This window comes from Pandoraea aquatica (assembly GCF_902459565.1).
Lineage (GTDB): Bacteria > Pseudomonadota > Gammaproteobacteria > Burkholderiales > Burkholderiaceae > Pandoraea > Pandoraea aquatica.
In genome coordinates, this window is record NZ_CABPSN010000014.1 from 19475 (window position 1) to 43674 (window position 24200).

General features: G+C 63.8%; 17 protein-coding genes. 2 read left to right on the forward strand and 15 right to left on the reverse strand.

Going from position 1 to position 24200, the window contains the following annotated elements; genetic code table 11:
- Positions 1 to 5: 5 nt before the first annotated feature.
- From PAQ31011_RS26065 to dsbD, 10 genes are all read right to left on the reverse strand, one after another.
- Positions 6 to 1223, reverse strand: coding sequence for a trypsin-like serine peptidase (locus PAQ31011_RS26065; protein WP_174990276.1), 1218 nt, complete (start codon positions 1221 to 1223; stop codon positions 6 to 8).
- Positions 1220 to 2356, reverse strand: coding sequence for a hypothetical protein (locus PAQ31011_RS26070; protein ID WP_150578531.1), 1137 nt, complete (start codon positions 2354 to 2356; stop codon positions 1220 to 1222). Before PAQ31011_RS26070 ends, PAQ31011_RS26065 begins: the two co-directional genes overlap by 4 nt.
- A gap of 329 nt (positions 2357 to 2685) precedes the next feature.
- On the reverse strand, positions 2686 to 4959 hold the full coding sequence (locus PAQ31011_RS26075; protein ID WP_150578532.1) for a TonB-dependent receptor: 2274 nt from the start codon (positions 4957 to 4959) through the stop codon (positions 2686 to 2688).
- A 286-nt stretch (positions 4960 to 5245) separates the two neighbouring features.
- Complete coding sequence (locus PAQ31011_RS26080; RefSeq protein ID WP_150578533.1) at positions 5246 to 6124, reverse strand: uracil-DNA glycosylase; 879 nt, start codon at positions 6122 to 6124, stop codon at positions 5246 to 5248.
- 75 nt (positions 6125 to 6199) lie between these two features.
- Positions 6200 to 6895, reverse strand: coding sequence for a CYTH domain-containing protein (locus tag PAQ31011_RS26085; RefSeq protein WP_150578534.1), 696 nt, complete (start codon positions 6893 to 6895; stop codon positions 6200 to 6202).
- Between the two features lie 14 nt (positions 6896 to 6909).
- Positions 6910 to 7722 (reverse strand): indole-3-glycerol phosphate synthase TrpC, encoded by an 813-nt coding sequence (gene trpC / locus PAQ31011_RS26090; protein WP_150578535.1) that lies wholly within the window; start codon positions 7720 to 7722, stop codon positions 6910 to 6912.
- Positions 7723 to 7752: 30 nt separating this feature from the next.
- A complete protein-coding gene (gene trpD, locus PAQ31011_RS26095; protein ID WP_150578536.1) occupies positions 7753 to 8781 on the reverse strand; it encodes an anthranilate phosphoribosyltransferase in 1029 nt (342 codons plus the stop codon).
- 77 nt (positions 8782 to 8858) lie between these two features.
- Positions 8859 to 9446 (reverse strand): anthranilate synthase component II, encoded by a 588-nt coding sequence (locus tag PAQ31011_RS26100; RefSeq protein WP_150578537.1) that lies wholly within the window; start codon positions 9444 to 9446, stop codon positions 8859 to 8861.
- Between the two features lie 429 nt (positions 9447 to 9875).
- Positions 9876 to 10721: a TlpA family protein disulfide reductase gene (locus PAQ31011_RS26105; RefSeq protein WP_150578538.1), complete on the reverse strand. Its 846-nt coding sequence runs from the start codon at positions 10719 to 10721 to the stop codon at positions 9876 to 9878.
- A complete protein-coding gene (gene dsbD, locus PAQ31011_RS26110; protein ID WP_174990277.1) occupies positions 10718 to 12655 on the reverse strand; it encodes a protein-disulfide reductase DsbD in 1938 nt (645 codons plus the stop codon). The genes PAQ31011_RS26105 and dsbD overlap by 4 nt, the downstream gene beginning before the upstream one ends.
- A 170-nt stretch (positions 12656 to 12825) precedes the next feature.
- On the opposite strand from dsbD, the gene PAQ31011_RS26115 reads away from it, so the two are divergent.
- The gene (locus PAQ31011_RS26115; protein ID WP_150578539.1) at positions 12826 to 13491 is read left to right on the forward strand and encodes a response regulator transcription factor; all 666 of its coding nucleotides are present in this window, start codon (positions 12826 to 12828) and stop codon (positions 13489 to 13491) included.
- Positions 13492 to 13508: 17 nt separating this feature from the next.
- Entirely contained in the window at positions 13509 to 14969 is a 1461-nt protein-coding gene (locus PAQ31011_RS26120; RefSeq protein ID WP_246179802.1) for an ATP-binding protein, read from the forward strand.
- On the opposite strand, the gene PAQ31011_RS26125 is transcribed toward PAQ31011_RS26120, so the two are convergent.
- The 5 genes from PAQ31011_RS26125 to PAQ31011_RS26145 all read right to left on the reverse strand — a co-directional run bounded on the left by PAQ31011_RS26125 (position 14935) and on the right by PAQ31011_RS26145 (position 23998).
- The gene (locus PAQ31011_RS26125; protein WP_150578553.1) at positions 14935 to 17253 is read right to left on the reverse strand and encodes a DUF3141 domain-containing protein; all 2319 of its coding nucleotides are present in this window, start codon (positions 17251 to 17253) and stop codon (positions 14935 to 14937) included. The genes PAQ31011_RS26120 and PAQ31011_RS26125 overlap by 35 nt on opposite strands.
- 201 nt (positions 17254 to 17454) lie before the next feature.
- Positions 17455 to 18579, reverse strand: a complete 1125-nt coding sequence (locus PAQ31011_RS26130; protein ID WP_150578554.1) for an ABC transporter permease — start codon at positions 18577 to 18579, stop codon at positions 17455 to 17457.
- 83 nt (positions 18580 to 18662) lie between these two features.
- Positions 18663 to 21443, reverse strand: coding sequence for a ribosome-associated ATPase/putative transporter RbbA (gene rbbA / locus PAQ31011_RS26135; RefSeq protein WP_150578540.1), 2781 nt, complete (start codon positions 21441 to 21443; stop codon positions 18663 to 18665).
- Positions 21444 to 21453: 10 nt separating this feature from the next.
- Complete coding sequence (locus PAQ31011_RS26140; protein ID WP_150578541.1) at positions 21454 to 22527, reverse strand: HlyD family secretion protein; 1074 nt, start codon at positions 22525 to 22527, stop codon at positions 21454 to 21456.
- 19 nt (positions 22528 to 22546) lie between these two features.
- Complete coding sequence (locus tag PAQ31011_RS26145) at positions 22547 to 23998, reverse strand: efflux transporter outer membrane subunit (protein WP_246179803.1); 1452 nt, start codon at positions 23996 to 23998, stop codon at positions 22547 to 22549.
- Positions 23999 to 24200: the final 202 nt, after the last annotated feature.

Here is a 24200-nt window from a genome sequence, read left to right on the forward strand (position 1 = left end):
CGTAACTACTGAGTCACACCGGCATCGGCAAGCGCTTTGCGGATGCGGTCGACTTTGATGGCGTTGTTGTACGTCGCCTTTTCACTGTCTCCCCCATAGCCGCCGTAATGCAGCCCGACGATCATCCCGTCGGACAGGCGCACGACAGGCGAACCGGAATTGCCACCCCATGTCGAGGAGTCGTAGGAGAACTGTTGCGGGTCGAGACTCGGGTTCAACAGCAACATGCCCGGTGCGATGCGTTCGGCGGGGAACGGGATCTGACTATCCGGCAACCTGAACATCGTATCGATCTGCTTCTCCGACAGATAGGTGCAATCGTCCCCGGCATCGGCCCCCGCACAACTTACCGGACGCGACGGATATCCGATAACGGCAACACGCGAACCTTCGGTCAGATTGAAGTTGGGGGCCAGCGGAGCGGCAGGCGGCAGCGCATTGTCTTCCGTCCGAAGAATGGCGTAGTCGTTGTTCTCGCCGTCGCCGCCCACGGCTTCGATCGCGACGATGCGCACATCTCGCTGCGCAGAGCGCGTGACGCAACTCGAATACTCCAGCGGGAACGATACGACCAGCAACTGCTTGCCATAGAGACGCCACGCCCCCTGGTTGTCGATATAGGCATAGTTCTGCAGAACATGCCGATTCGTGATGATGTGAGACTTGCCTACGACGAACGCGGTCGCTCCCACGCTCATATAGGTCGGTTTCGCTGCGGCGTCCGGCTGGTAATACTGGAAGATCACGCCGACGCTTTTCGCCACCGTGGCGAGAGGCGACGACACGTCGCCGATGTAATCGCGCCAGCTACGCCACGCAGTCATCTGATCGTTGGCCCACGGTACGCCCGAGCACACGCCATAGACAGGGCGCGTGACGACGCGAATCGTCTCCGTCTTCTCCTTCAGATCCTTGAGCGATTGCGGCGGTTCGCCGTCGAGCAAGCGCGTGGCGGCGGCGATATTGCTGCGCGCCTGATCGATCTCCTGCACCTTCGCGGCGACGAGCGGCGTCTGTGAGTTCTTCAGCCACACCGCCTGCTCTTTCTTCAGCGCGAGATCCTGAAGCTGCAACTGCGATTTCACGTCGAGCGACACGGCTTCTTGCCGGGCCTGCGTGGCAGCAGAGGTGGCAACGTTCGGGGCCTGCGTCTGTGCCCCCGCGTGGAGTGCATAGCCGGCGATCAGCGCGCCGATTGCCCGCCCAAGATTGGACCGATTCATTGTTTCCATGCCTCCGGAACGGCGCGCACCGCAGCGTCGGCGGCGACGTACTGCGTCTTGGCCTTGTCGAAGTCGTCCTTCAGTTCCCTGAAGAATGCGACCAGCTCGGAGATCGAAACATGTTTGTCGTTGACCAGCGTGACCAACTGGCTCTCGGCCCCGATCAGCTTGTTACGTAACAGGACCGGTGACGGACTGGCGTGCAGGGCGTCGTATTCGGCGAGCTGTTCGTTGGCCAGCATGCCGAGCTCGCGAACACGAATGTCGTCATCGGCATTCTTGGCGGGCGTGAGCAACAGCTTAAGGAACGTCGCATAGGGACGTTGCAACGACGCGATCTGGCGACGATTCCAGGCGTCGGCCACGGTCGACTCCTTGAAGTCGTTGTTCATGACCGCTTCGAACTGGGGATGGAATTCGTTCACATACTTGACGAAGCGTTCCTTGGCCGCCATGTCGTTGTAGGCGGTCAATCCCGTTTGAATGAGCGCGGCGATGGCCTTATAGGCGGCGACAGCCACCGGAATGACAGCGGTGGCTGCTTCCGTAGACACGGCTGTCGACGGACGTCCCTGCTTCCAGTCGATCAGGCGTTTTTTCAGATCGGCAGCACAGGCGGCAACGGCGTTCTTGGGAAACGTGCCGTCAGGAATGCCGGGGACCGTGATCGGTTTGCGCAGCGCCTGAAAGCGCGACCATTGACCGCCGATCGAATTGTCGCCCTCGGCGAGCACTTGTTTGAGGCCGCTGGAATACGCCGTGTCGAACGACAGTGCGGCTTTCTCTCTGATGAAGTCGTCCGTGCCGGCGCAGACGAATCGGGCGAAAGAACCCTGAGGGTCGTCGGCATCGATGTCGAAGATACGAACCGCGGTTCCTTTCACTTGACGTGTTTGCACGTAGTACTCGACAGCTTCGATGCGTCGCACGCGGGGGCGAGATTTGAGTTCGGTATCGAATGCGTCGGCGGACGCTTTGACTGCCGCGTCGAAACCGTCGGCGGCGCTTTGCAGCGAGTCTTTGCTACGGAACTGAATCGCAGAGCATCCCGCGAGTGCGGCGACGGCGACAACGATAACGAACGACCGCGCGGCATTGGCACACGCGGTGACAGTGACTCCCCGATTTGCCATCTCGAACCCCCGTACGAATAGGCAAACTGCGTTATGACGAACGTCTTCTGATTGTTTTCCGTTGCGGGGACGCTCGGATGGCCTCCCGTCTGCAACGCGGCGTCATCATGTCACGCAGACTGGGGGCACACAATGAAACGGACGATGTGAGTCGGGTGTTTGAAATCAGGATTCGCTGTAACGACGAATCGAGGCCGGACAGGGGAGGGGCAGGTGAGGGACAGCGGGGCGCGGCGGAAGGAGCGGGAGGGATTTGCAGGAAACCCGGCAGTCGCCGGATTTCCTGCGTCAGCCCGATCAGCGAGGTGAGCGGGCCGGCAACAACACGATTACTGATGGAAGTTCAGCGTCAGCATGGCGGTACGGCCCGGTGCCCACGTGGCGTAGATCGGGTAAGCGCTGGCGTAGTACTTCTTGTCGAAGATGTTCTGCACGTTCAGTTGCAGATCGACCGAGCGCGACACGCGGTAGGTGGCGACCGCGTCGAAGCGGGCGTAGCCCGGCGTCCACTTGCGAACGGTAGACGACACCGACGCATAGGTCAGGCTCGAGAGCGTCATGCCTGCGCCGAGCGTGAGCTTCGGCATCACTTCGTAGTCGGTCCACAGCGTCAGGTTGTGCTTGGGCACCATCACCATCGGCAGACCGTTCGAACCCGGCGCAGCGGCCGGACCGGCGTCGGTCGTGATCGCGTTCAGGTGCGAGTAACCGCCGAACACACGCCAGTGGTTCGTCAGATTGCCTGCCCAGCCGAGTTCGGCACCGCGCACGCGTTGGCTACCGGCGTTGATCGTGCCGCCCAGACCGTCGGAGACGCGAGCGTTCGTCTTGTCCGTCTGGAACAGGGCTGCGGTCAGCGACAGGCGCTGGTCGATCACGTCCCACTTCGCGCCGACTTCGATGTTGCGGCTACGTTCGGGCGACAGATTGTTGTTGGTCGACGTGATCTGATCGGTACCGCCGCCCAGACCGCTGTTCGCGCCCGGCGGGTTGGCCGACGTGCCGTACGACGCGTACAGGCTCAACGACGGCAGCACCTTGTAGACCAAACCCAGCTGGAAGCTGAACAGGTTCGAGGTGTTGTTCAGGTTGGGTGCGCCCGCTTGCACGGCGCTCACGTCGAAGCGGTCGAAGCGCGCACCGGCGTTAAGGAGCCAGTGCTCCGAGAGCTTCACGCTGTCGAACAGATAGGCCGATGCGGTGTTCGTGCGCGTGTTGGTGGCCGCACCGGGGAAGGCCTTGTCGCCATTGAGCGTGAGGCTGCCGGTCCACGGATTGTCCGGGTTCCAGTTGCCGATGGTCGTGCAGTTGTACGCGACCGAGCACGGACCGCCCGAGCGGATGTTGTTCCCCGCGCTGTCCGCGACGAGATAGCCCTCGTAACGGCTTTGCTCGTTGCTGAACTCCAGACCTGTCGTGAGCGTGTGCTCGAAGCCGAACAGCGTGGCCTTGCCGGTCAGTTCCGTCTGGTTGGCGATGCTATTGGTGGCGTACTTACCGCTCTTGGCTTGCAGCGAGATGATGTTCGACGTGGCCGACTGGAACTGCGGGTTCGTGGCGACGTAGTCGAGCGTCGAGCGGCCGACCATCGTGGTGTTCTTGATCTTCCACGTGTCGTTGATGCGGTGCTCGACCTTGATTTCGCCCGTGTCCGTCTGACCGCGACGGTAATCGCGGTTGTTCAGACCGTAGAACTGGTTGCGCTGGAAGCCGCCGTCCGGCGTGCCGCCCGCCGAGCGGAACGGTGCGCTGAAGTCCGGCATGTCATACGAATTCAGGTGGTAGTAGCTGATCGTGACGGTCGTCGGGCTGTTCAGGCCGAACGCCACCGACGGGGCGATACCCCAGCGCTTGCTGTAGACGTTGTTGCGACCGGCCTGATCGGCGTCGTGACCCATCACGTTCAGGCGCACGGCGGTCTGGTCGTTCACCTGGCGGTTCACGTCCAACGTCAGACGCTTGTAGCTGTTGGTCCCGAGACCGAAGCTTGCATTGGTGAAGTCTTCCAGGCGCGGCGTCTTCGTGGTGATGTCGATGCTGCCACCCACGGCGCCACGTCCGGCGTAGACCGAGTCCGGGCCCTTGATGACGCTGATGTTCTCGATATCGAACGTTTCGCGATTCTGCACGCCGGAGTCACGCATGCCGTCGACGAAGATCGAGTTGCGCGATTCGAAGCCGCGAATGACCGGACGGTCGGCGGACGGGTTCGCAGCAGCGTCGCCACCGATGAACGTGATGCCGGGCACGGTCTTGAGCGCGTCGGCGAAGGTCGTGGCGTTCGTCTGCTTGATCAGCTCTTCGGGAATGACGGTGATCGAGCGCGGCGTGTCGCGCAGCGGGGCGACGAATTTGTACGACGGCAGCGTTTTCGTCTGCATGGCCGACGGTACGGCGCTGTCGTTGACCTGTGTTGTCGGCAGCGCGACGGCCGGGGCGTTGGTCGAGCCAGTGGCTTGCGGCGCAGCGTCGGCGGCACCCGTGGCACCCGAGGTGTTAGCCGGCGTTTGAGCGTGAGCGGATTGGGTGGCGAAGCTGCCAGCGACGACTAGGGCGCAGGCGACGGCGAGCAGACGCTCGCGCGTCTGAAAGGCGGTAGACATACGTGTGTTCCAGCTGCGGCGCCACCTTCGGACACTTCGCAGGCCAGGTAACGCACGGTTTAGTAGTTTTTGTTAATGAGATTGATAGGGATTCTCATTACGGAAAGGGAGTGTAATGGCATCACTTTTGTATGTAAATGCTTAAAAATGTATGCGGGATCGTATATTTCGATGGATGAAACCATCGAAACTTCGGTTCACTGCGGACTTTCGTCAGCTATAGCGATCATTTTCCAGAAAATCCGCAGGAATGATCGCTTTGACCGACATTTTGATGCGTGACGAACTACGCCGGTACCTGCCAGTCGATGGCCGTCTTGCCGTGCTTTTCGAGAAAGGTGTTGGCGGCGCTGAAGTGGCCGCAGCCGAGGAAGCCGCGATGGGCTGAGAGCGGGGAGGGGTGTGGCGCTTCGAGCAACAGATGGCCGTGACCGCCGAGCAGGGGCGCTTTCGCCTGCGCATGACTGCCCCACAGCAGGAACACCAGCGGGCCTTGCTGTTCTGCGAGGCCGGAAAGCAACGTATCCGTACAGGCTTGCCATCCGCCTTTCTTGAACGGCTTCGCGTGGCTTGCGGCATTGGCCGCTTCGACCGTGAGCGTCGTGTTCAGCAGCAGCACGCCCTGTTTCGCCCAAGCGTCGAGGTTGCCATGCGACGGCGGCGCGATGCCCAGATCCCGCTCGATCTCTTTGTAAATGTTGCGCAGCGACGGCGGTACGCGCACGCCGCGCTGCACCGAAAACGCCATGCCGTGCGCCTGCGCAATGCCGTTGTCGTCGCCGTGATACGGGTCTTGCCCGAGAATGACGACTTTCACGTCCTTCGGCGACGTCATGCGCAGCGCATGGAAAATGTCTGCCGGATAGACGGTCTTGCCCGCTGCGACTTCCGCGTCGACGTATTGGCAAAGCGGGGCGTAAGCGTTGCTCTGCACAAATGGTGCGACCAGCGTTTTCCACGCGTCGGGGAGCGCCGCGAACTGATCCTCGACGCGGCCCTTCAACGGACCGGCGACGATGTCGGGACTTTCGCCGCTGTCAGCCGGACGGGCGGGCGCAGTGCGAGCGATGCTCCCCTTGTCCTTGTCGTTCGTCTCGCCGAAGAGAGAGCCTTGTCGCGTCTCGTCAGAGTTCGGGGCGGTTGCCGTGCGTGAGCGTGATGCCATGCGTGATGTGTGCTGAGTCTGCTGACGGGGTTTGCTGAATGCGTCGGGTTTAACGAAGTAAGGGCAGTTGAGCCGTCAACCGCCCAGCACCTTTTGACGCAGACGATAGCCGCGCTGCGCTTTGCTGACGTTGTCGCTGTGCAATTCCGGTATCACCGCGCGCAGGTCCTGGGCGAGCGCTTGCAGAATGCGTTCGCCCTGACCTTCGTGGTCGTCGTCCGGAGCGTCCAGCAATTCCAGTTCCACTTCGATGAGCGGTTCCGTGTGACGCTGGCCGTTGGCCTGCACGGCGACTTCGCCACGATCGAACGCGATTTCCACGGCCGTGCCGTCACCCGCGATGTAGCGCCACAGGCGTCGCATGAAGTTCGTTTCGAACTGCGCCACGACCTTCGTGCCTTCGGCTTGCAATAGCGCGGCCGTCGCCGGGACATCGCAAGCGGCGATCAACGGCGCGAGTTCAAGCGCCTCGCCTTGTACGGCCTGTTCCCACTCGTGACGCACATGCAGTCCATCGCGCGCTTCACCCACCGACTTGAGCGTTTGCAACCACTGTCCGGCATGACCGTCTCGAGCGACGTAGCGCAGTCGCAGCGCAGCCTTGGCGCTTGCGAGCGCCAGATCCGGCGTATCGAAATAGCGATTGACGAGATGACGTTCGCCGCGCGCCTCGGCGCCGGACAAACGGTCGAGGTGCACAATCAGCGCGTCGGCGCGTGCTGCGGGGAGGTCGCCCGGAAGGGCTAGTTTGAGTTCGCGTTCGATGGCCATGGGTGTCAGTGCGATCAGCGGGGCATGTCGAACAGGGTGGCGAGTGCGTCGCCCGGCTCGGGCGCGCGCATGAAGGCTTCGCCGACGAGGAAGGCATTGACGTTGGCCGCGCGCATTCGCGTGACGTCGTCACGCGACAGGATGCCCGACTCCGTCACGACCAGACGATCCTGCGGGATATGTTTGAGCAGGCCGAGCGTCGTGTCGAGCGTGACTTCGAAGTTGTGCAGGTTGCGGTTGTTGATGCCCAGCAGCGGCGTGCGCAGTTCCAGCCCGGCGTCCAGCTCCTGACCGTTGTGCACTTCGACGAGCACCGCCATGCCCAGCTCGTGCGCCTGCGCTTCGAGATCGCGCATTTGCGAGAGTTCCAGCGCAGCCGCGATCAGCAGAATGCAGTCGGCCCCCATGTCGCGGGCTTCGTACACCTGATACGCGTCGATCATGAAGTCCTTGCGCAGGACCGGCAGATCGCACGCGGCGCGCGCGGCCTTGAGGTACTCGGGCGCGCCCTGGAAGAACTGCACGTCGGTGAGTACCGACAGGCAAGCCGCGCCGCCCTGCTGATACGACTCAGCGATCTGGGGCGGCACGAAATTCTCGCGAATCACACCCTTCGACGGGCTGGCCTTCTTGATTTCGGCGATGACACCGGACAGGCCGGCGTCGATCTTCGTGCGCAGTGCGCCCACGAAGTCGCGGGTGCGCAGCGCGCTGTCGCCAACGGTTGCTTCTGCGTCGCGGCGCAGGCTCGCGAGGTCACGCACGCGCTTTGCAGCAGCGACTTCTTCGGCCTTCACGGCCAGGATCTTGTCGAGAACGGTAGACATATCGGTAGATGACTCAGGGGCTGCTGAAGGTTACGCCTTGAAGCGTTGCGTGTACGTGACGAATTCGTGGAGCTTTTCGCGGGCCGCGCCGCTGGCGATGGATTCGCGTGCCATCTTGATGCCGTCCGCAATCGTCGGCGCGCGGTTCGCCGCATAGAGCGCGGTCCCGGCGTTGAGCGTCACGATCTCGCGGGCGGTGCCTTCGGTGTTGTTGAGCGCGTCGATCAGCATCGCCTTCGATTCCTCGGCGCTGCCGACCTTCAGGCTGCGATTGCTCACCATCTGCAAACCGAAGTCTTCCGGGTGAATTTCGTACTCGGTGACCTTGCCGTCCTTCAACTCGCCGACGAGCGTGGCCGCGCCGAGCGAGACTTCGTCCATGCCGTCCTTGCCGTAGACGACGAGCACGTGCTCCGCGCCCAGACGCTCCATCACGCGCACCTGAATACCGACCAGATCCGGGTGGAACACGCCCATCAGCTGATTCGGCGCGCCGGCCGGATTCGTGAGCGGGCCGAGAATGTTGAAGATCGTGCGCACGCCCATTTCCTTGCGGATGGCGGCCACGTTCTTCATCGCGGGATGATGATTCGGGGCGAACATGAAGCCGATGCCGACGTCGCGCAGACACTCGGCCACTTGCTCGGGCGAGAGCATGATGTTCACACCGAGCGCTTCGAGTACGTCGGCGCTGCCCGACTTGGAGCTGACGCCACGGTTGCCGTGCTTGGCGACCTTAGCGCCTGCGCCGGCGGCCACGAACATCGAGGCCGTCGAGATGTTGAACGTATGCGACACGTCGCCACCGGTGCCCACGATGTCGACGAAATGTTCGTCGGCGGGGGCGTCCACGTGATTGGCGAACTCGCGCATGACTTGCGCGGCGGCGGCGATCTCGCCGATGGTTTCCTTCTTCACGCGCAGGCCGGTGATGATCGCGGCCGACATGACCGGCGAGATCTCGCCCTTCATGATGAGACGCATCAGATGCAGCATCTCGTCGTGGAAGATCTCGCGGTGTTCGATCGTGCGCTGAAGCGCTTCTTGCGGGGTAATCATTGGTTGTCCTCTCCTCTGTCGTTTCGTATCCGGCGCGTCGGCTGATTCGCTGATTCAGGCGCGCCCTTGGGGATGTCTCAGGCGGCAATGGCCGCACGCGGCGCAGCTTGCACAAAGTTGCGCAGCACGGCGTGGCCATGCTCCGACAGAATCGATTCGGGGTGGAATTGCACGCCTTCGACGTCGAGCGTCTTGTGGCGCACGCCCATGATCTCGCCGTCGTCCGTCCATGCGGTGATTTCGAGACAGTCCGGCAACGAGGCGCGCTCGATGGCGAGCGAGTGGTAACGGGTGACCGTAAAGCGCTTGGGCAGATCCGCGAACACGCCTTGTTGCGTGGTTTCGATCTCGCTTACTTTGCCGTGCATGATCTGTTGCGCGCGAATGACCTTGCCGCCGAACGCTTCGCCAATGGCCTGATGGCCGAGGCAGACGCCGAGAATCGGGATTTCACCGGCGAAGCGCTTGAGGACGTCGAGCGTAATGCCTGCGTTGGCGGGGCAGCTCGGGCCTGGCGAGAGGCAAATGCGGTCGGGGGCAAGCTCGGCAATGGCGTCGAGCGAGATTTCGTCGTTACGGAAGACTCGAACGTCTTCGCCCAGTTCACCGAAGTACTGGACGATGTTGTAGGTAAACGAGTCGTAGTTGTCGATCATCAGCAGCATGATGGTCCCTGTTCGTCTGGTGACAAAGGATTGTCGAACGCATGGAATTTGCGCGTGTCCCCTGAGCGTGCCCCCACATTGACTTCGCGATCCGCGGGGGAGGGCGCTATGGGGATGAGATAGACGTGGCGGGTTACCGCCACCAGCGCAGGGCGGCGGTCAGGGGCGACCAGAGGAGGGAGGAAGACTGATGCGACTTCATGGTGATGCCGATTGTAGCAGCAACTCCGGCGCGCCGTGAACGGGTGTCGCAAAAAGCGGCCATTCGACGAAATTCGGGCGTCTTATGGTCGATTTCCGCAAGAATGTGCGCCTGACGGCGGTCAGTCTTAGACGATTCTGCGACGGTGCGCCGTCAGCCATGCCGGGGCGGACCGCCGTCGTTGTTGCCTCGCCGGTGAGCGTCAGGCGCTTGCAAACCCGCGCGGATCACTCCTTGGACGTGCTGGCCGTGCGGGATGTCGGCGTTTGCTCGAGATGCCGATGCAGCGTGTCGCGCAGACGCGCGGCCGTCAGTTCGCCGAGATGCGCTTCGACCAGACGGCCGGTCGTATCGAAGTACAGCGTGGTGGGCAGTGCCCGGGCCCCGGCGGCGTGCATCGCTTGCGACTGGGGATCGAGCAGCAGGTGGTCGAACGTCAACCCTTGCGATTGCACGAACTCGGCCACCGTCTGCGCCGACTCGCCCTGATTGATCATCAGGAAGCGCACGCCGGGATAGTCCGTCTGCGCCTGCGCCAGCACGGGCATTTCGCGTCGGCACGGCGGGCACCAGCTGGCCCAGAGATTCATCACGATGGGCTGACCTCGATGACTGTCCAGTGCGACGGCACGGCCGTCGAGCGTGGAGAGCGTGAGCGATGGCAGTGGCGGCGCGTCGCGCAGTGCAACGCTCAAGCCGGTGAGCATCACGCCCCAGATCGCGAGACCTGCGGCCATGCCCGCGAGCATCGGCCGCCGCTGCGTTCGATCACGGCGTGTGCGCCAGAGACCCCATGCAAGGGCGGCGAGGGCGCCGGCCCAGACGTTGAAACCGCCGTCGCCAATCGCCACGAACGACCATGGCCGCGCGGCGTATTCCGGCCACCAGCGGATGACGTAGGCCGCACGCGCGACGAACAGTCCGATGAAAAGCGCGTCGAGCAGCACGCTTGCACCGGCGCGTCGCGATGGCGCATCCGTCTTGCGCAGCAGATAGCGCGCGACGAGCCACGCAAGGACGGCCGCCGCCGCGAGGGCTGCCGTCTTCGCGGAGAACGGGCCGAGTCCGATCATGAAGCCTCCGTGTTTTGTGCCGCATCGAGCCGTTGCAGGAACGTCTGTGCGGTCATTTCACCGACCATGCGGTGCGCGCGCACCTCCTTGCCCGTCGCATCGACGAGGATGAGCGTGGGCGGCCCCATCACGCCCCAGCGCTTCATCAGCGCCTGATCGACGTCGTCATTCTTCGTGACGTCGGGACGCAGCACCTGCATGCGTGCAAGACGCGCGGCCACTGCCGGATCTCCGAACACGTTGCGCTCGATGACGTGGCAACTCACGCACCAGTCGGCGTAGAAATCGATGAGGGTCCATTGCCCTTGGGCGGCGGCTTGCGCGATGCGCGCGTCCACGTCCTGTGCGGATTTGACGCTGACGTAATCCACCGACTTCCCTGCGCGCTGCCCCGTTGCAGCGTTGGCGGCGAGCGCGGCGCCCGCCGGCCGCTCCAGCGGACGCAACAGCGACTCACCGCCCGAGGCCGCACCGACCAGCAGCAGTATCGACCAGAGTGCGGCGAGCGTCGAGGTGAACACGAGCGTCCAGCCCGCAGGCTTGCCGCGAAGCGCCCATGCCCAGCCGCCGATACCGACGGCCAGACCGACGCCAAGTGCGCCCCACAGCGCGAGGGTCACGTGTCCGGGCAGGAAACGGCTGAGCATCTCGATGGCCATCCCCGCCATCACATAGCCGAAGGCGATACGTACGCGCACCATCCACGGTCCCGGGCGGGGCAGGACGCGCGCGCCGAACAGCGAAATCGCCAGTAGCGGCATGCCCATGCCGAGGCCCATTGCGAAGAGTGCGCTACCCCCCAGCCACGCATTGCCCGTCTGGCTGATGTAGAGCAGTGCGCCCGCCAACGGTGCCGTCATGCACGGGCCGACGAGCAGGGCGGAGAGGAAACCGAGCGCGGCCGCGCCGGCGAGACTGCCGCCCGTACGGTTGCGCCCGGCGGCGTCCAGGCGATCCATGATGAACGCGGGCAGGCGCAGTTCGAACAGCCCGAACAACGACGCAGCCAGGACCAGAAAGAGGGCGGCGAATGCGCTCAGGAGCCACGGCGCTTGCAGCGTCGCCTGGAGATTGGCCCCGGCCAAGGCGGCGGCGACACCGACGCTGGCATAGGTGAGCGCCATCGCGACGACATACGACGACGAGAGCGCCAAAGCGCGCCACGGCGACGGACGGTTGCCGACGATCATCGTCGAGACGATGGGCACCATTGGCAGCACGCACGGCGTGAACGCCAGCAGCAGACCGAAGCCGAAAAACAGCAACTTCGCGGCGATGGGATCGAGCGCTGCAAGTTGGGCGGCAGCGGCCTGATCGGCGGCCAGCGACTCGGTGTCACCTGTCGTTTCAGGGGTAGTCGCCGTGGTGGCCGCGTTGACGGCGACGTCGTCCGACGTCTGCTCTGACACCGCCGAACCTGAGGTTTCGGCCGGGGAAGTGAGGGCCGCCAGCATCGACGAAGCATCCCTCGATTCGGCAGCCGGGGTATCGCCGGACAGCGAAATTCTCATCTTCTGCGGGGGGTAGCAGACGCCAGCCTTCGCGCAGCCTTGCCAATGAAGGATGACGACATCCGACGTCGCCGACGGCAACTTCAGTTGCAGATCGTCGTCATAGTAGATCTCGCTCTCCCCGAAGAACTCGTCGACATGCTTCGTGCCGTCGGGCAGCGAGAACGGGACCGGTTTGCCGTTGGTGTCTTCGACGCGAATCGAATGACGATAAACGTAGTGATCCTTAGCAATCTTGCCGCCGATGACAAAACCGTCGCCTTCGCGACGCGGTGGATCCAGACGCAGTACTTGGGAGACGTCGAGCACCTGATCGCCGGACTGCCACGGCAGCGCGGCAGAGGCGGGCGTCACGAGGGTGACGCGAAGCGCGCCGAGCGCACTGAGCAAAATCACAAAGATGAAAACTATTCGACGAAGCAATCTGTCCTCCTCGGGTCGGTCGAAGCAAGACAGAGCGTGGCGGAGGACGATTAAGCGAGAGTTAACACGTCCTCTCACCGTCCACCTTGCATCAACACGATGCGCGATATACGTAACATGTTCCGATGCGTGAAAGTGGCGTCGGAGACGCTTAGGAGAGGCGTGAATCCATGCGAGTACTGTTGGTAGAGGACGATCCGCTGATTACAAGCGGCATCGTTGCGGGGCTTTCGACTTTGGGAATACACGTCGAGGCGACCGCCTGCGGCGAGGCGGCCATGGCGGCGCATGCCGAGAACAGCTTCGACGCGCTGGTGCTCGATCTCGGCCTGCCCGATGGCGACGGCCTTGACCTGATCGCCAGCGTTCGCGCCGTCGAGCCGGACGTACCGGTGTTGATCCTCACGGCACGCGACGGCATCGAACACCGGATCTCGGGGTTGAACGCCGGGGCCGACGACTACATGAGCAAGCCCTTCGACCTGCGCGAACTGGCGGCGCGCTTGCACGCCTTGGTGCGACGCACGCATGGCCGCGCCGCGCAGATCATCGAGGCCGGTCCTTTGATGCTCGATCCAGCGAGCGGGTTGGCGTGGCTCGACGGCGCGCCCGTCGAGCTGTCGCGTCGCGAAGTCGATCTGCTCGCGTATCTGGCGAGCAGCCGGGGTCGGTGGTTGTCGCCCGACATGTTGCACGTGCGGCTTTACGGCATGACGGAGCGCGTCAACAGCAACGTGCTGAACGTTCACATACATAACGTGCGTCGCAAGTTGGGGTGCGACGCCATCCAGACCGCACGCGGCCTGGGATACCGGTTGGGATGGACCTTGTCATGAGTCTTCGACTTCGGGCGGTGCTGATCGCTGGTGTGGCGCTGATCGCGCTGTGGATGGCGGCGGCGGGATGGATGATGCGTGGTGTGCGCGCGAGTCTTGACGAAGCGCTCGACGAGCGTCTGGCAATGTCGGCCAACATGGTGGCGGGGTTGATGGCGCGTGCGGCATTCTCGCCGCATCCTGAACCGAGAGATTGGGGCGAGGTCATTCGTGCGGGGGGTAACGACGGCATCGCTTGCGAAATCCGATCGTTGCAGGGCGCGGTGCTGGCGCAGACCGACGGCAGTCCGAAGACGTCGGCGATGACGTTGCCGACGGGCTTCAGCACGAGGGAGATAGACGGCCGCAGCTGGCGCATCTATGTGTTGCAGGACGCGGGGGGATATCAGGTGATGACGGCGGACCTCGTCAAGCGTAGGGCTGTGTTGACGAATGGCATGTTGCGGGCGGCGGGCATTCCGTTCCTGATTGCGGTCATTGGCGGATTATTCGCGTTATGGATCGGAATCGGAAGGGGCCTGAAGCCTTTGGAGACATTGCGCGCAACGTTGCGCGGGAAGCGCACTGACGACACGACGCCAGTGGATATTGGCAAAGCGCCGAAGGAATTGAAGCCGGTGGTAACGGCGCTGAATGGTTGGCTGGAGCAGTTGGCGCAGACGTTGGCGGGTCAGAGGGCGTTCACGGATGGTGCGGCGCATGAGTTGCGCACGCCGTTGACGGCGATCGACACGCATTTGCAGGTGGCGGCGTTGACGCAGGGGAGTGCATCGAAGCAGGCGTTGCAGCAGGCGAGCAATGGTGTGAAGCGATTAGGCCACACGTTGGATCAATTGATGACGTTGGCGAGGACGGAAGCGCCGATCCATGAGCACGACATTTGCGAGTCGGTGACGGAGGTAATCGAGGAGGTGTTGACTGAAATGGGAGAGACGGATCGGGGCGCCTTTTCAATGCGAGTTGGGTCAATGTCTGAGCAGGGGAAAGGTGCCCCGGTCCGTCGTCGAAGTGGCAGGATCATGATTAGCATTTCAGCGATAGACACGGGATCGGTGTTACCGCGTTCAATGCTGGCGACGGCGCTAAGAAACCTGCTAGACAACGCCATGCGCTATTCCCCGGAGAGCAGCGAGATCACGTTATCGGTGACGGCGGACGAGCCGAACCGAAGCTACTGCATTGAGGTAAGGGACCGGGGCCCGGGCCTTGCTGCTGCCCATACGGCGCAACTGGGTCGGCGGTTCTGGCGAGGTGATCAGGGACGTCAGCGGGGCGAAGGTGCCGGGTTGGGTATTTCCATTGTGCAGGCGATTGCGAGGCGTTTCGACGCAACGCTTGAGTTCGAGCCACGCGAGGGTGGGGGATTGGTGGCGCGATTGTTCGTGCCTGCGGGCGATGGAGTGCATGGCGGCGACGCGTCGCGCATCGCCGCCATGTCGATGGCTAAGTTGTCTTCTTCGCTCGCGACGTCCGCGTAGTTTTGGCGGCTACCGTCGTGGTGACCTTCTTCGCGACGGGGGTTCGCTTGCGCGGTGTTGTGGCAGGTGTTGCCACACGTGGCGTCGCCTTGCGACTCGCCGTGGCGCGGGGCTTGGCCGCTGCGCTCGTCGGTCGTGCTTCTCCCACGTCGGCCTCGCGCTTTTGCGCGGCCCGTTCGAAGACGGCGAGCACGCGTTCCAGATCGTTTTGTTCGCCATCCTCCAGCGGCACCGCGAAACTCAGATCCTTCACGGCCTTCGCCACCAACCGAATCGACGTGGGTGACGCATGCGCCAGCATGCCCGGAATGGCTTCCATCGCAGCATTCGGGGCCATGCGCAGCAAACCGGCCTGACGTCGAATGATCTCGCGGAAACGCTCAATCGAAATCTCGGCATCGCCACGTGGCAACGAACGCGCGAGATTGAACTGCCGCTCGTCCGCTTCGCCATGCAGACGGTGCACCCAGAGCAGCGCGCGAATCCCCGCTTCCAGCACACCGCACTGACGCACCTCGTGACGGCGCAGCTCCAGCGCTTCCTTCACGAATGCCACATGCTCGGGCGACGTGCCCGGATGCACTCGCACCGCCGTGCCGTCGCTGCCATGCAACCCGGCGAGTGCCTGCACCCACGGCTGGCCGTAGATCGTCTCGAACGCCTTCTCGTAGCCGTCGTCGCGTATGTCGCGGTAGAAGTTCAGCGACTGCTCGATCGCCGTCGACACCGCCGTTTCGAACGCGAGGAACGGATTGTCGGGCGACACCGTATGACGCGTCTCCCGCACCCGTTCCGCTTTCTCGGCGAACGGCACGGCAAACGGATTACGATCCGACCAAAGCTCGTAACTCACCCGCAGGGGATGCAGCACCCGCAGCCAGTACGCTGACGTCGGCGTCACCGCGGCACGCACCCACGGCTGCACGAGACTGCGATACAACCCCAGATGAATGTCGGACAGATGCGCCACCGCCGCGAAACGGCGGTCGCTCTGCGTGTCCGGTTGGACGATGGCGCGCACGTCCTCCACGCTGCGGCGCTGAATCGACATCACGTAATCGCCTTCGGCCAGCTCGCCGTGCAGCGTGTCGTCCGTCTTGTCGGCGATCTGCGCCTGATAGATGCCCGCAGGCAACACGTCGATCAGATCGATGTTGTTGACGAACTTTCGGTGCTCCTTGCGGCCCGTGCTGCCCGACACGAAGATGCCGAGATGGCCGATGCTGTCGTGCGTGGCGTAGACGATGGTCTGATCGTGACTGAGCACTTCCGCGTCGTCGCGATACATGTCCGTCACGAAGCCGAGCGCCTGCGGGGGCGGCGTAATGTTGTCGCCGTACGAGCAGAACACCACGATGGGCGAACGGATGTTGCGCAGATCGAGCCGGATGCCGTCGCTCGTGATCAGCTCCGCGCTCGTGAGCCGGTTGCCGACGAACAGGTTGTCGACGATGTACTGCATCTCCTGCGCGTTCAGGAAGACGTGCCCGCCCCAGTACTTCTCGAAGCCGAGATAGCGCGGCGCTTCCGTATCGACGTTCGCGTACAGGTGGTACTTCTTACGCCAGAGCGTGTTCGCCGGATCGAGGTTCTCGAAGTTCTGCACCAGCCACGCGCCGTCGAAGCGGCCGTCGCCGAGATCGCTCGTCAATGCCGTGAGCCAACTGCCGCCGAGCAGACCGCCGGAATAGCGCATCGGATTGCGTCCGCGCCAGCCGGCCCAGTACGACACCGGTGCACCCGCCACGATGATCGGACCGAACAGCTCGGGGCGCATCGCGGCCGTCATCAGAATCTGCCATCCGGCCTGACAGTTGCCGATGACCGCCGGCTTGCCTGCGCTTTCCGGGTGCATCGAGATGACCTTCTCGAGAAACGCCGCTTCGGCGCGCATCACGTCCTCGACCGTTTGGCCGGGCACGGGGTCGGGCAGGAAGCCGACGAAATAGCACGGATGACCCGCGCGCAACGCCGCGCCGATCTCGCTGTCGGGCTTGAAACCGCCGATGCCCGGGCCGTGTCCCGCGCGTGGATCGACCACGACGAACGGACGCGCGTTGGGCAGCGTGGGCGTGTCCTTCGGTGGCACGATGCGCATCAGGCAATAGTTGCAGGGACGCGGCAGGTCGTGGGCGTCGAGAATCACCTCGGCGTCGAAATCGAGCACGTTGGGGGCGGATTCGGCCAGATGTTCCTGATACTGATTGCCGCGCTGACGCATCACATCGGCAAACAGCACGCTGCGTTGCCACGCGTCGACGGCGTACTCGGCGGCGGCCGACATCCACGGCAGATTCGCGAGCCACGGATTGGCGGCCAGCCACGGGGCTTCTCCTGTGGCGGCAGACGAGGTGGCGCGAGCGCTTCGAGGGGACTGAGACGAGCGGCGTTCCAGTGCGGCAGACGACTTGGCGGGCATGGCAATGACCTCACAAATCCGGCATGGCGGGGGTGGCGAGCGCCGCGTTGCGACGTGATGCCAGCGCTATGCCATCGAACTGAGCGTGCGACGAAAACGTCGCAGCGAGAAGGCGAAGAACACCGCGCCGATGACTGCGAGCGCTGCGAACTGCACCCATACGACGCCGATCCCGGCGCCACGGAACAGGATCGCCTGACCCAGTTCGACGAAGTGCGTCGTGGGCGCGGCGAGCATGACGTCCTGCACCAGCTTCGGCATGCTTTCGCGCGGCGTGTTCCCGCCCGAAAGCATTTGCAGCGGCAGCAGCACCAGAATCAGCAACATGCCGAACTGTGGCATCGAGCGCGCGAGCGTCGCGAGAAAGATGCCCATCGACGTCGTGGCGAACAAATGTAGCGTCGCCCCCAGCAGGAACAGCGCCACCGAGCCGCCAATCGGCACATGCAGCGCGCCGCTCACGATCAGCCACAGCGACATGGCTGCCGCCATCAGCACGACCAGCCCCATCGACCAGACCTTCGCCAGCATGATCTCGGTCGGTGTCACCGGCATGACGAGCAAATGCTCGATAGTGCCGTGCTCGCGCTCCCGGATCAGCGCCGCGCCCGTCAGAATGATCGACAGCATCGTGATGTTGTTGATGATCTGCATGAGCGCGCCGAACCACGCCCGCTCCAGCGTCGGGTTGAAGCGCACGCGCAACGCCAGATCGACGGGCAGCTCCGGCGTGGATCGGTATCGCTGAAGGAATTCGCGCACTTCCGCCGACACGATCTGCTGCACGTAGCCGCTGCCGGAGAACGCCTGGCTCATGCGCGTGGCGTCCACGTTGAGTTGCACTTCGGCGGCGCGGCCCGCCAGCACGTCGCGCTGGAAGTTCGGCGGGATGTTCAGCGCAAACGTGTACGCGCCTTCGTCCATGCCCCGGTCGACGGCGTCTGCCGTAATCATCTGCGGCGGGGTGAACTGCGGCGGGTAGAACGCCGAGACGATGCGCTGCGAGAGCGGCGAGGCGTCTTCGTCCACGATGGCGATGGGCGCCATGTGCAACGTCTCGGGTTGCGCCGTGGCCGACGAGTAGACCGATGCCGTGAACGTGTAGATGATGAGCACCAGCATCATCGGGTCGCGCACGAGACTCCATAGCTCCTTCACGCCGAGCCGGTAGATGTTCGCGACGTGCCGCAACCACGGATGCTTGCGACGCGGCGGTGTAGCGCTGACGTCGTGCGCGGTGGATGGGGAGGCTTGCGGTGCGTTCGGGCTAGCCATCACTTGTCCTGTTTCTTGAGCAGCAGGACCGTCGCGCCCAGAATTACGGGCACGGCAATGAGCATCGGCCAGAAGGCGTTGCCGAGATCGCCGAAGCCGAGCGCCTTGTTGAAGACGCCGCGACTGATGATCAGCATGTAAGTCGCCGGATAGATCTCGCCGATGAACCGGCCCGAGCCCTCCATCGACGGCACCGGCGTGAGCATGCCGGAGAACTGAATCGCCGGAATCATCGTGCCGATCATCGTGAAGAACAGGGCCGCGATCTGACTGCGGGTAAAGGTGGACGCGAGCAGGCCGATGCCCGTGGCGACCACGTTGAAAATGAAGACGGCGGTGATGAGCGTCAGGAAACTGCCCTTGATGGGCACGCCGAAGAGCGTCACGGCGATGAGCGCCATGAGCAGAAAGTTCAGCATGGCGAGCGCCACATACGGGATCTGCTTGCCGATCAGGAATTCCGTGCGCGTCACCGGTGTCACGTACAGGTTCAGGATCGAGCCGAGTTCCTTTTCACGCACGACCGACAGCGCGGTGAGCATCGCGGGCAGCATCAGCAACAGCAGCGGAATCACCGCCGGGACCATCGCCGGAAGACTCTTCACGTCGGGGTTGTAGCGAAAGCGCGTCTCGATGTCGAGCGACGCGGTCGGTCTCACCCCGAGTCGTCGCAACGACTGATCGGCCAGCCAGTTCTGATGCATCCCCTGCACGTAGCCCTGCACGGTTTCGGCACGCATCGGCATCGCGCCGTCGATCCACGCGCCGATCTGCACGGCTTTGCCGCGCGACACGTCGCGGGCGAAGCCCGGCGGAATCTCGATGGCCAGCGCCAGTTCGCCGTCGCGCAGACGGCGGTCCATATCGTCGTAATCGCTGATGGGCGGCTGTTCGATGAAGTACCGTGACCCCGCAATATTCAGCGCGTAGTTCTGACTCATCGTGGTCTGGTCGCGGTCGAGCACGGCGTAGCGCAGATCCTCGACGTCCATGCTGATGCCGTAACCCATCACCAGCATGAGCACGAGCGAGCCGACCAGCGCCAGCGTGGCGCGCACCGGATCGCGCTGCAACTCCAGCGTCTCGCGCCAGAGGTAGCTGATCATCCGTCCCAACGAGAAACCCTTGAGCTTGCCGTGTGACGGTGCCGCAGCAGTGGCGCCCGCTTCTGCGCCCGCTTCCGCCTTCGGTGTCTCGGGGGCTTCCGGCGTGCCGCCACCGGCCTCCACCAGGTATTCGATGAACGCCTGTTCGAGCGTGTCTGCGCCTTTGTCCTTCGTGATTTTCGCGGGCGGATCGGAGACGAGCACCTTGCCCGCATGCATCAGCGAGATGCGGTCGCAGCGGTCGGCCTCGTTCATGAAGTGCGTGGAGATGAAGATCGTCACGCGGTCGCGCCGGGACAACTCCACCAGTAGACGCCAGAAGTTGTCGCGCGCGACGGGATCGACGCCGGACGTCGGTTCGTCGAGGATCAGCAGTTCGGGCTTGTGCACCATTGCCACGGCCAGCGACAGGCGCTGACGCATGCCGAGCGGAATGCTGTCGGGCAATGTGTCGAGTACGTCGGCCAGTCCGAAGCGCTGCACCATCTCGTCGACGCGCGCGCCGACTTCGGCCTCGGGCACGTGGAACAACCGCGCGTGCAGCACAAGGTTCTGATGCACCGTCAGTTCGGTGTAGAGCGAGAACGCCTGCGACATGTAGCCCACGCGACGCCGCGTGTCGATGTCCTTCGGGTCGACTTCATGCCCGAAGAGCCACGCCTGTCCTTCGCTCGCTTGCAGCAGGCCCGTGAGCATCTTCATCGTGGTCGACTTGCCGCAACCGTTCGAGCCGAGAAAGCCGAAAATTTCCCCGCGACGAATCCGGAAGTCCACATGATCGACCGCGACGAAATCGCCGAAGCGCATCGTCAGCCCCTTGGCTTCGATGGCGATCTCGGTGTGCTCGTCGATATGCAGCGGCGGGATCACGACCGGCTCGTAGCCGCGTTTCTTTTCCTCGGGTAGCAGATCGATGAAGGCGGCTTCGAGGTTGTCGCGATGCGTGCGGGCGAGCAGTTCGGCCGGTGTGCCGGTGGCGAGGATGTTGCCCGCGTCCATGGCGACGAGCCAGTCGAAGCGCTGCGCTTCGTCCATGTAGGCGGTCGCGACGATCACGCTCATCGCCGGCCGTTCGCGTCGAATACGCGCGATCAGATCCCAGAACTGCGCGCGGGCGAGCGGGTCCACGCCCGTGGTCGGCTCGTCGAGAATCAGCAGATCGGGGTCGTGAATCAGTGCGCAACACAGGCCGAGCTTCTGCTTCATACCGCCGGAGAGCTTGCCCGCCGGACGCGCGAGAAACGGATGCAGACCGGTGCTGCGCGTGAGGTCGTCGATACGGCGGCGTCGCTCTGCGGCGTCGTGACCGAACAGGCGCGCGAAGAATTGCAGGTTCTCCTCGACGGAGAGCGTCGGATACAGGTTCTTGCCCAGCCCCTGCGGCATGTAGGCGATGCGCGGGCACACGAGGTCGCGGTGCGCTTTGCTCGCCATATCGCCGCCCAGCGCTTCGACGGTGCCCGTCTGCACGGCACGCGCGCCCGCGATGAGCGAGAGCAGCGTCGATTTGCCGACGCCGTCCGGACCGATCAGCCCAACCATGCAATTCGCCGGGATGTCGATGGAGACGTCATCGAGCGCGACCGTCTTGCGGCCGTACTTCAGCGTGACGTCAACGACATGCACGACAGGCGGTGCGCCGTGTCCCGGTGGAGGCGAGAGGGAAGCCGTCATGATGCGCGGCTCACTGCGGCAGCTTGGTCTGCAACTGGGCCGGCCATTCGGCCTTACTGTCGGTCTTCACCCATGCCACGCCGGGCAGGCCGGTCTTCACGAGCTTCAGATGCTGTTGCAGCAACTCGGGCGCGATTTGCGCGCGTACACGGAACATCAGCTTCTGACGCTCGCTCTCGGTCTCCACCGTCTTCGGTGTGAACTGCGCCGTGCTGGAGACGAACGAGATGCTGGCGGGAATGACGAACTGCGGCGCGGCGTCGAGCACGATGCGGGCTTCGGCACCCATCGCGAGGCGTCCTGCGACGGCTTCGGGCAGGAAGAACGTCATGTACACATCCGACAGGTCAACGAGGTTGAGCACCTTGCCACCGGCCGCAAGCACTTCGCCCGGCTGCGCGACGCGATACTGCACACGCCCGTCGCGTGGTGCCTTGAGTTCGCTGTCGGTGATGTCGGCTTCGATCCGGCTGATGGTGGCCTGCGCGGCTTCGACCGTCGATTTCGAGCCGGTGACTTGCGCGTTGGCGGCTTCCACGGCCGATTGTGCGGCGGCGACCTGCGCCTTGGCCGCAGTGACGGCGGCGCGGGTGCTGCGCACGCGTGCACGGTCATCGTCGAGTTCCTGCACCGACGATGCCCCTTCCTTCGAGAGCGTTTCCGAGCGCGAGAGACGGCGTTGTGCGGCGTCGAGTTCGGCTTCGCGCGCGGCGACATTGGCTTCGGCCGTCGCTTTGTCGGACAGACGTGCTGCCGCCTGTGCCTGAATTGCGGCGACGTTGGTCACGGCTTGTTGGTACTGCGCACGGGCTTCGTCGCGTTGCGCGTTGAGCGTGTCGATCTGCATCTTCGCGAGGACTTGTCCCGCCTTCACGAAGTCGCCTTCGCGCACGTAGATCGCTTCGACGCGTCCGGCCATCTTCGTCGCGATATCGACTTCGGTGGCTTCGATGCGTCCGTTGCCGCTGGCGAAACCGTCGCCCGGGCCGGTGTGGCTGTAGGTCTTCCATCCGTACCATCCCAGCCCGATCACGACGAGCACGATCAACGCTGGGACGAGTTTCTTAATGTTGGGAAGTGCCATGTTTGCTGACCTCTTGAATTTATTGAACGGTCTGCGCAGCGTTCGCCGTGCCCGGCGATGGCTCGACGACGCGGGGCGTTTGTCCGAACAGTCCCGAGGGTGTGTCGGCCGCAGGCATCAGACGGCTGCCGCCGCCGAGCGCCGTGTAGAGCGACACGCGGGCGGAGAGCAGCGCGCGTCGCGTCTGCACCGTGGTTTGTTCGATGGCGAGGAGATCGCGTTGGGCGTCGAGCACTTCGAGGAACGCGGCTGCGCCGTGGTCGTAACGCAGCTTGGCGAGACGCGCACGTTCCGCCTGTGCGTCCTGCGTCGCTTGCAGGATCGTGACCTGCTCGGCGAGCCAGCGGCGTGCGCTCAGCGCATCGGCGACGTCGCGGAATGCGCCCTGAATCGTCTTCTCGTAATTCGCCACCGACTCCACGCGACGCGCTTCGGCCAGATCGAGATTATTGACGAGACGTCCGCCCTGGAAGATCGGAATGTTGATGCTCGGCGTGAAGGTCCACGCGGCGCTGCCTGCTTTGAACAGACCGTCGAGCGCGCTGCTTGCTGTGCCGACGGAGCCCGTCAGCGTGATCTGCGGGAAGAACGCTGCGCGGGCTGCGCCAATGTTGGCGTGCGCGGCACGCAGCTGATACTCGGCGGCGATGATGTCCGGACGATCCTCCAGCAACGACGACGGCAAGCCGGGGTCGAGATCGCGCATCAGGCCGGCATCGTCGACGGTGCGATCGAGCGCCTGCGGCGAGGTGTCGATGGGCACGCCGACAAGCACTTGCAATGCGTGTGCCTGCGCCGCGCGCTGCTGTTCGAGCTGCGTGACGAGCGCCCGCGCCTGTTGCCATAACGTGGTGACTTCGGTGAGGTCGAGCTTCGACGTCGAGCCGACTTGCTCGCGTCGCGTGAAGATGCGCAGCGACTCGGCACGGCTATCGACCGTTTGCTGCGCGAGCGCGATGCGTTCGTCGAATTCGCGCAGACTCAGCCACGTCTGCGCCACTTGCGAGATCAGGCTGAGTTCGAGGGCACGACGAGAGGCGTCGGATGCGAGGTAGTCGTCGAGCGCGGCGTCTTTCAGATTGCGGATGCGGCCCCAGAAGTCCAGCTCCCATGTCGACAGGCCAAGGCCCACCTGGTACTGACTGCTGATGTAGGGATTGCCGGTCAGGCTCAGGTCGCCGGGCAGACGTTGCCGTGTGCCGCTCGCGCCGATGCCTGCGGAGGGGAATAAATCGGCGCGTTGAATGCCGTACACCGCGCGCGCCTGTTCTACACGCGCTAACGCGACGCGCAGATCGCGATTGTTCGTGAGTGCGGTGTCGATGAGGCTGCGTAGCTGCGGATCGGCGAAATACTCGTGCCAGTCGAGCGCGGAGGCTGGCTGAGCGGTTGCCGTTGCGGGTGAGGCGCTGACGTCCGGCGTCCACACATTGGCGACAGGGGCGGCGGGGCGCTCGTACGTGGGCGCCATCGAGATACAGCCACTGAGCACGGCAGCGGTGAGCGCAGCCGTGATCGATATGAGGGACCTGGGCCTAATGGGCCTAATGTGTCTATTGAGCCTGCTAGGCCTGACGGACGTTGGGGACATCGCTGGGGTATTCGCGATGTCGGAACGCATACGTGGATTGCATGGTTTCGCCATAGAAGCTTCGACCTCCCGACGGACACCT

Coding starts and splice junctions, on each gene's coding strand:
- PAQ31011_RS26080 (WP_150578533.1), bottom strand. CDS start 6,124: ATGGCATCACGCTCACGCACGGCAACCGCCCCGAACTCTGACGAGACG.
- PAQ31011_RS26105 (WP_150578538.1), bottom strand. CDS start 10,721: ATGATCGGACTCGGCCCGTTCTCCGCGAAGACGGCAGCCCTCGCGGCG.
- PAQ31011_RS26140 (WP_150578541.1), bottom strand. CDS start 22,527: ATGGCACTTCCCAACATTAAGAAACTCGTCCCAGCGTTGATCGTGCTC.
- PAQ31011_RS26145 (WP_246179803.1), bottom strand. CDS start 23,998: ATGGCGCCCACGTACGAGCGCCCCGCCGCCCCTGTCGCCAATGTGTGG.
- PAQ31011_RS26075 (WP_150578532.1), bottom strand. CDS start 4,959: ATGTCTACCGCCTTTCAGACGCGCGAGCGTCTGCTCGCCGTCGCCTGC.
- PAQ31011_RS26070 (WP_150578531.1), bottom strand. CDS start 2,356: ATGGCAAATCGGGGAGTCACTGTCACCGCGTGTGCCAATGCCGCGCGG.
- PAQ31011_RS26065 (WP_174990276.1), bottom strand. CDS start 1,223: ATGAATCGGTCCAATCTTGGGCGGGCAATCGGCGCGCTGATCGCCGGC.
- PAQ31011_RS26100 (WP_150578537.1), bottom strand. CDS start 9,446: ATGCTGCTGATGATCGACAACTACGACTCGTTTACCTACAACATCGTC.
- trpD (WP_150578536.1), bottom strand. CDS start 8,781: ATGATTACCCCGCAAGAAGCGCTTCAGCGCACGATCGAACACCGCGAG.
- trpC (WP_150578535.1), bottom strand. CDS start 7,722: ATGTCTACCGTTCTCGACAAGATCCTGGCCGTGAAGGCCGAAGAAGTC.
- rbbA (WP_150578540.1), bottom strand. CDS start 21,443: ATGACGGCTTCCCTCTCGCCTCCACCGGGACACGGCGCACCGCCTGTC.
- PAQ31011_RS26085 (WP_150578534.1), bottom strand. CDS start 6,895: ATGGCCATCGAACGCGAACTCAAACTAGCCCTTCCGGGCGACCTCCCC.
- PAQ31011_RS26125 (WP_150578553.1), bottom strand. CDS start 17,253: ATGTCGGCCGCCGCCGAGTACGCCGTCGACGCGTGGCAACGCAGCGTG.
- PAQ31011_RS26115 (WP_150578539.1), top strand. CDS start 12,826: ATGCGAGTACTGTTGGTAGAGGACGATCCGCTGATTACAAGCGGCATC.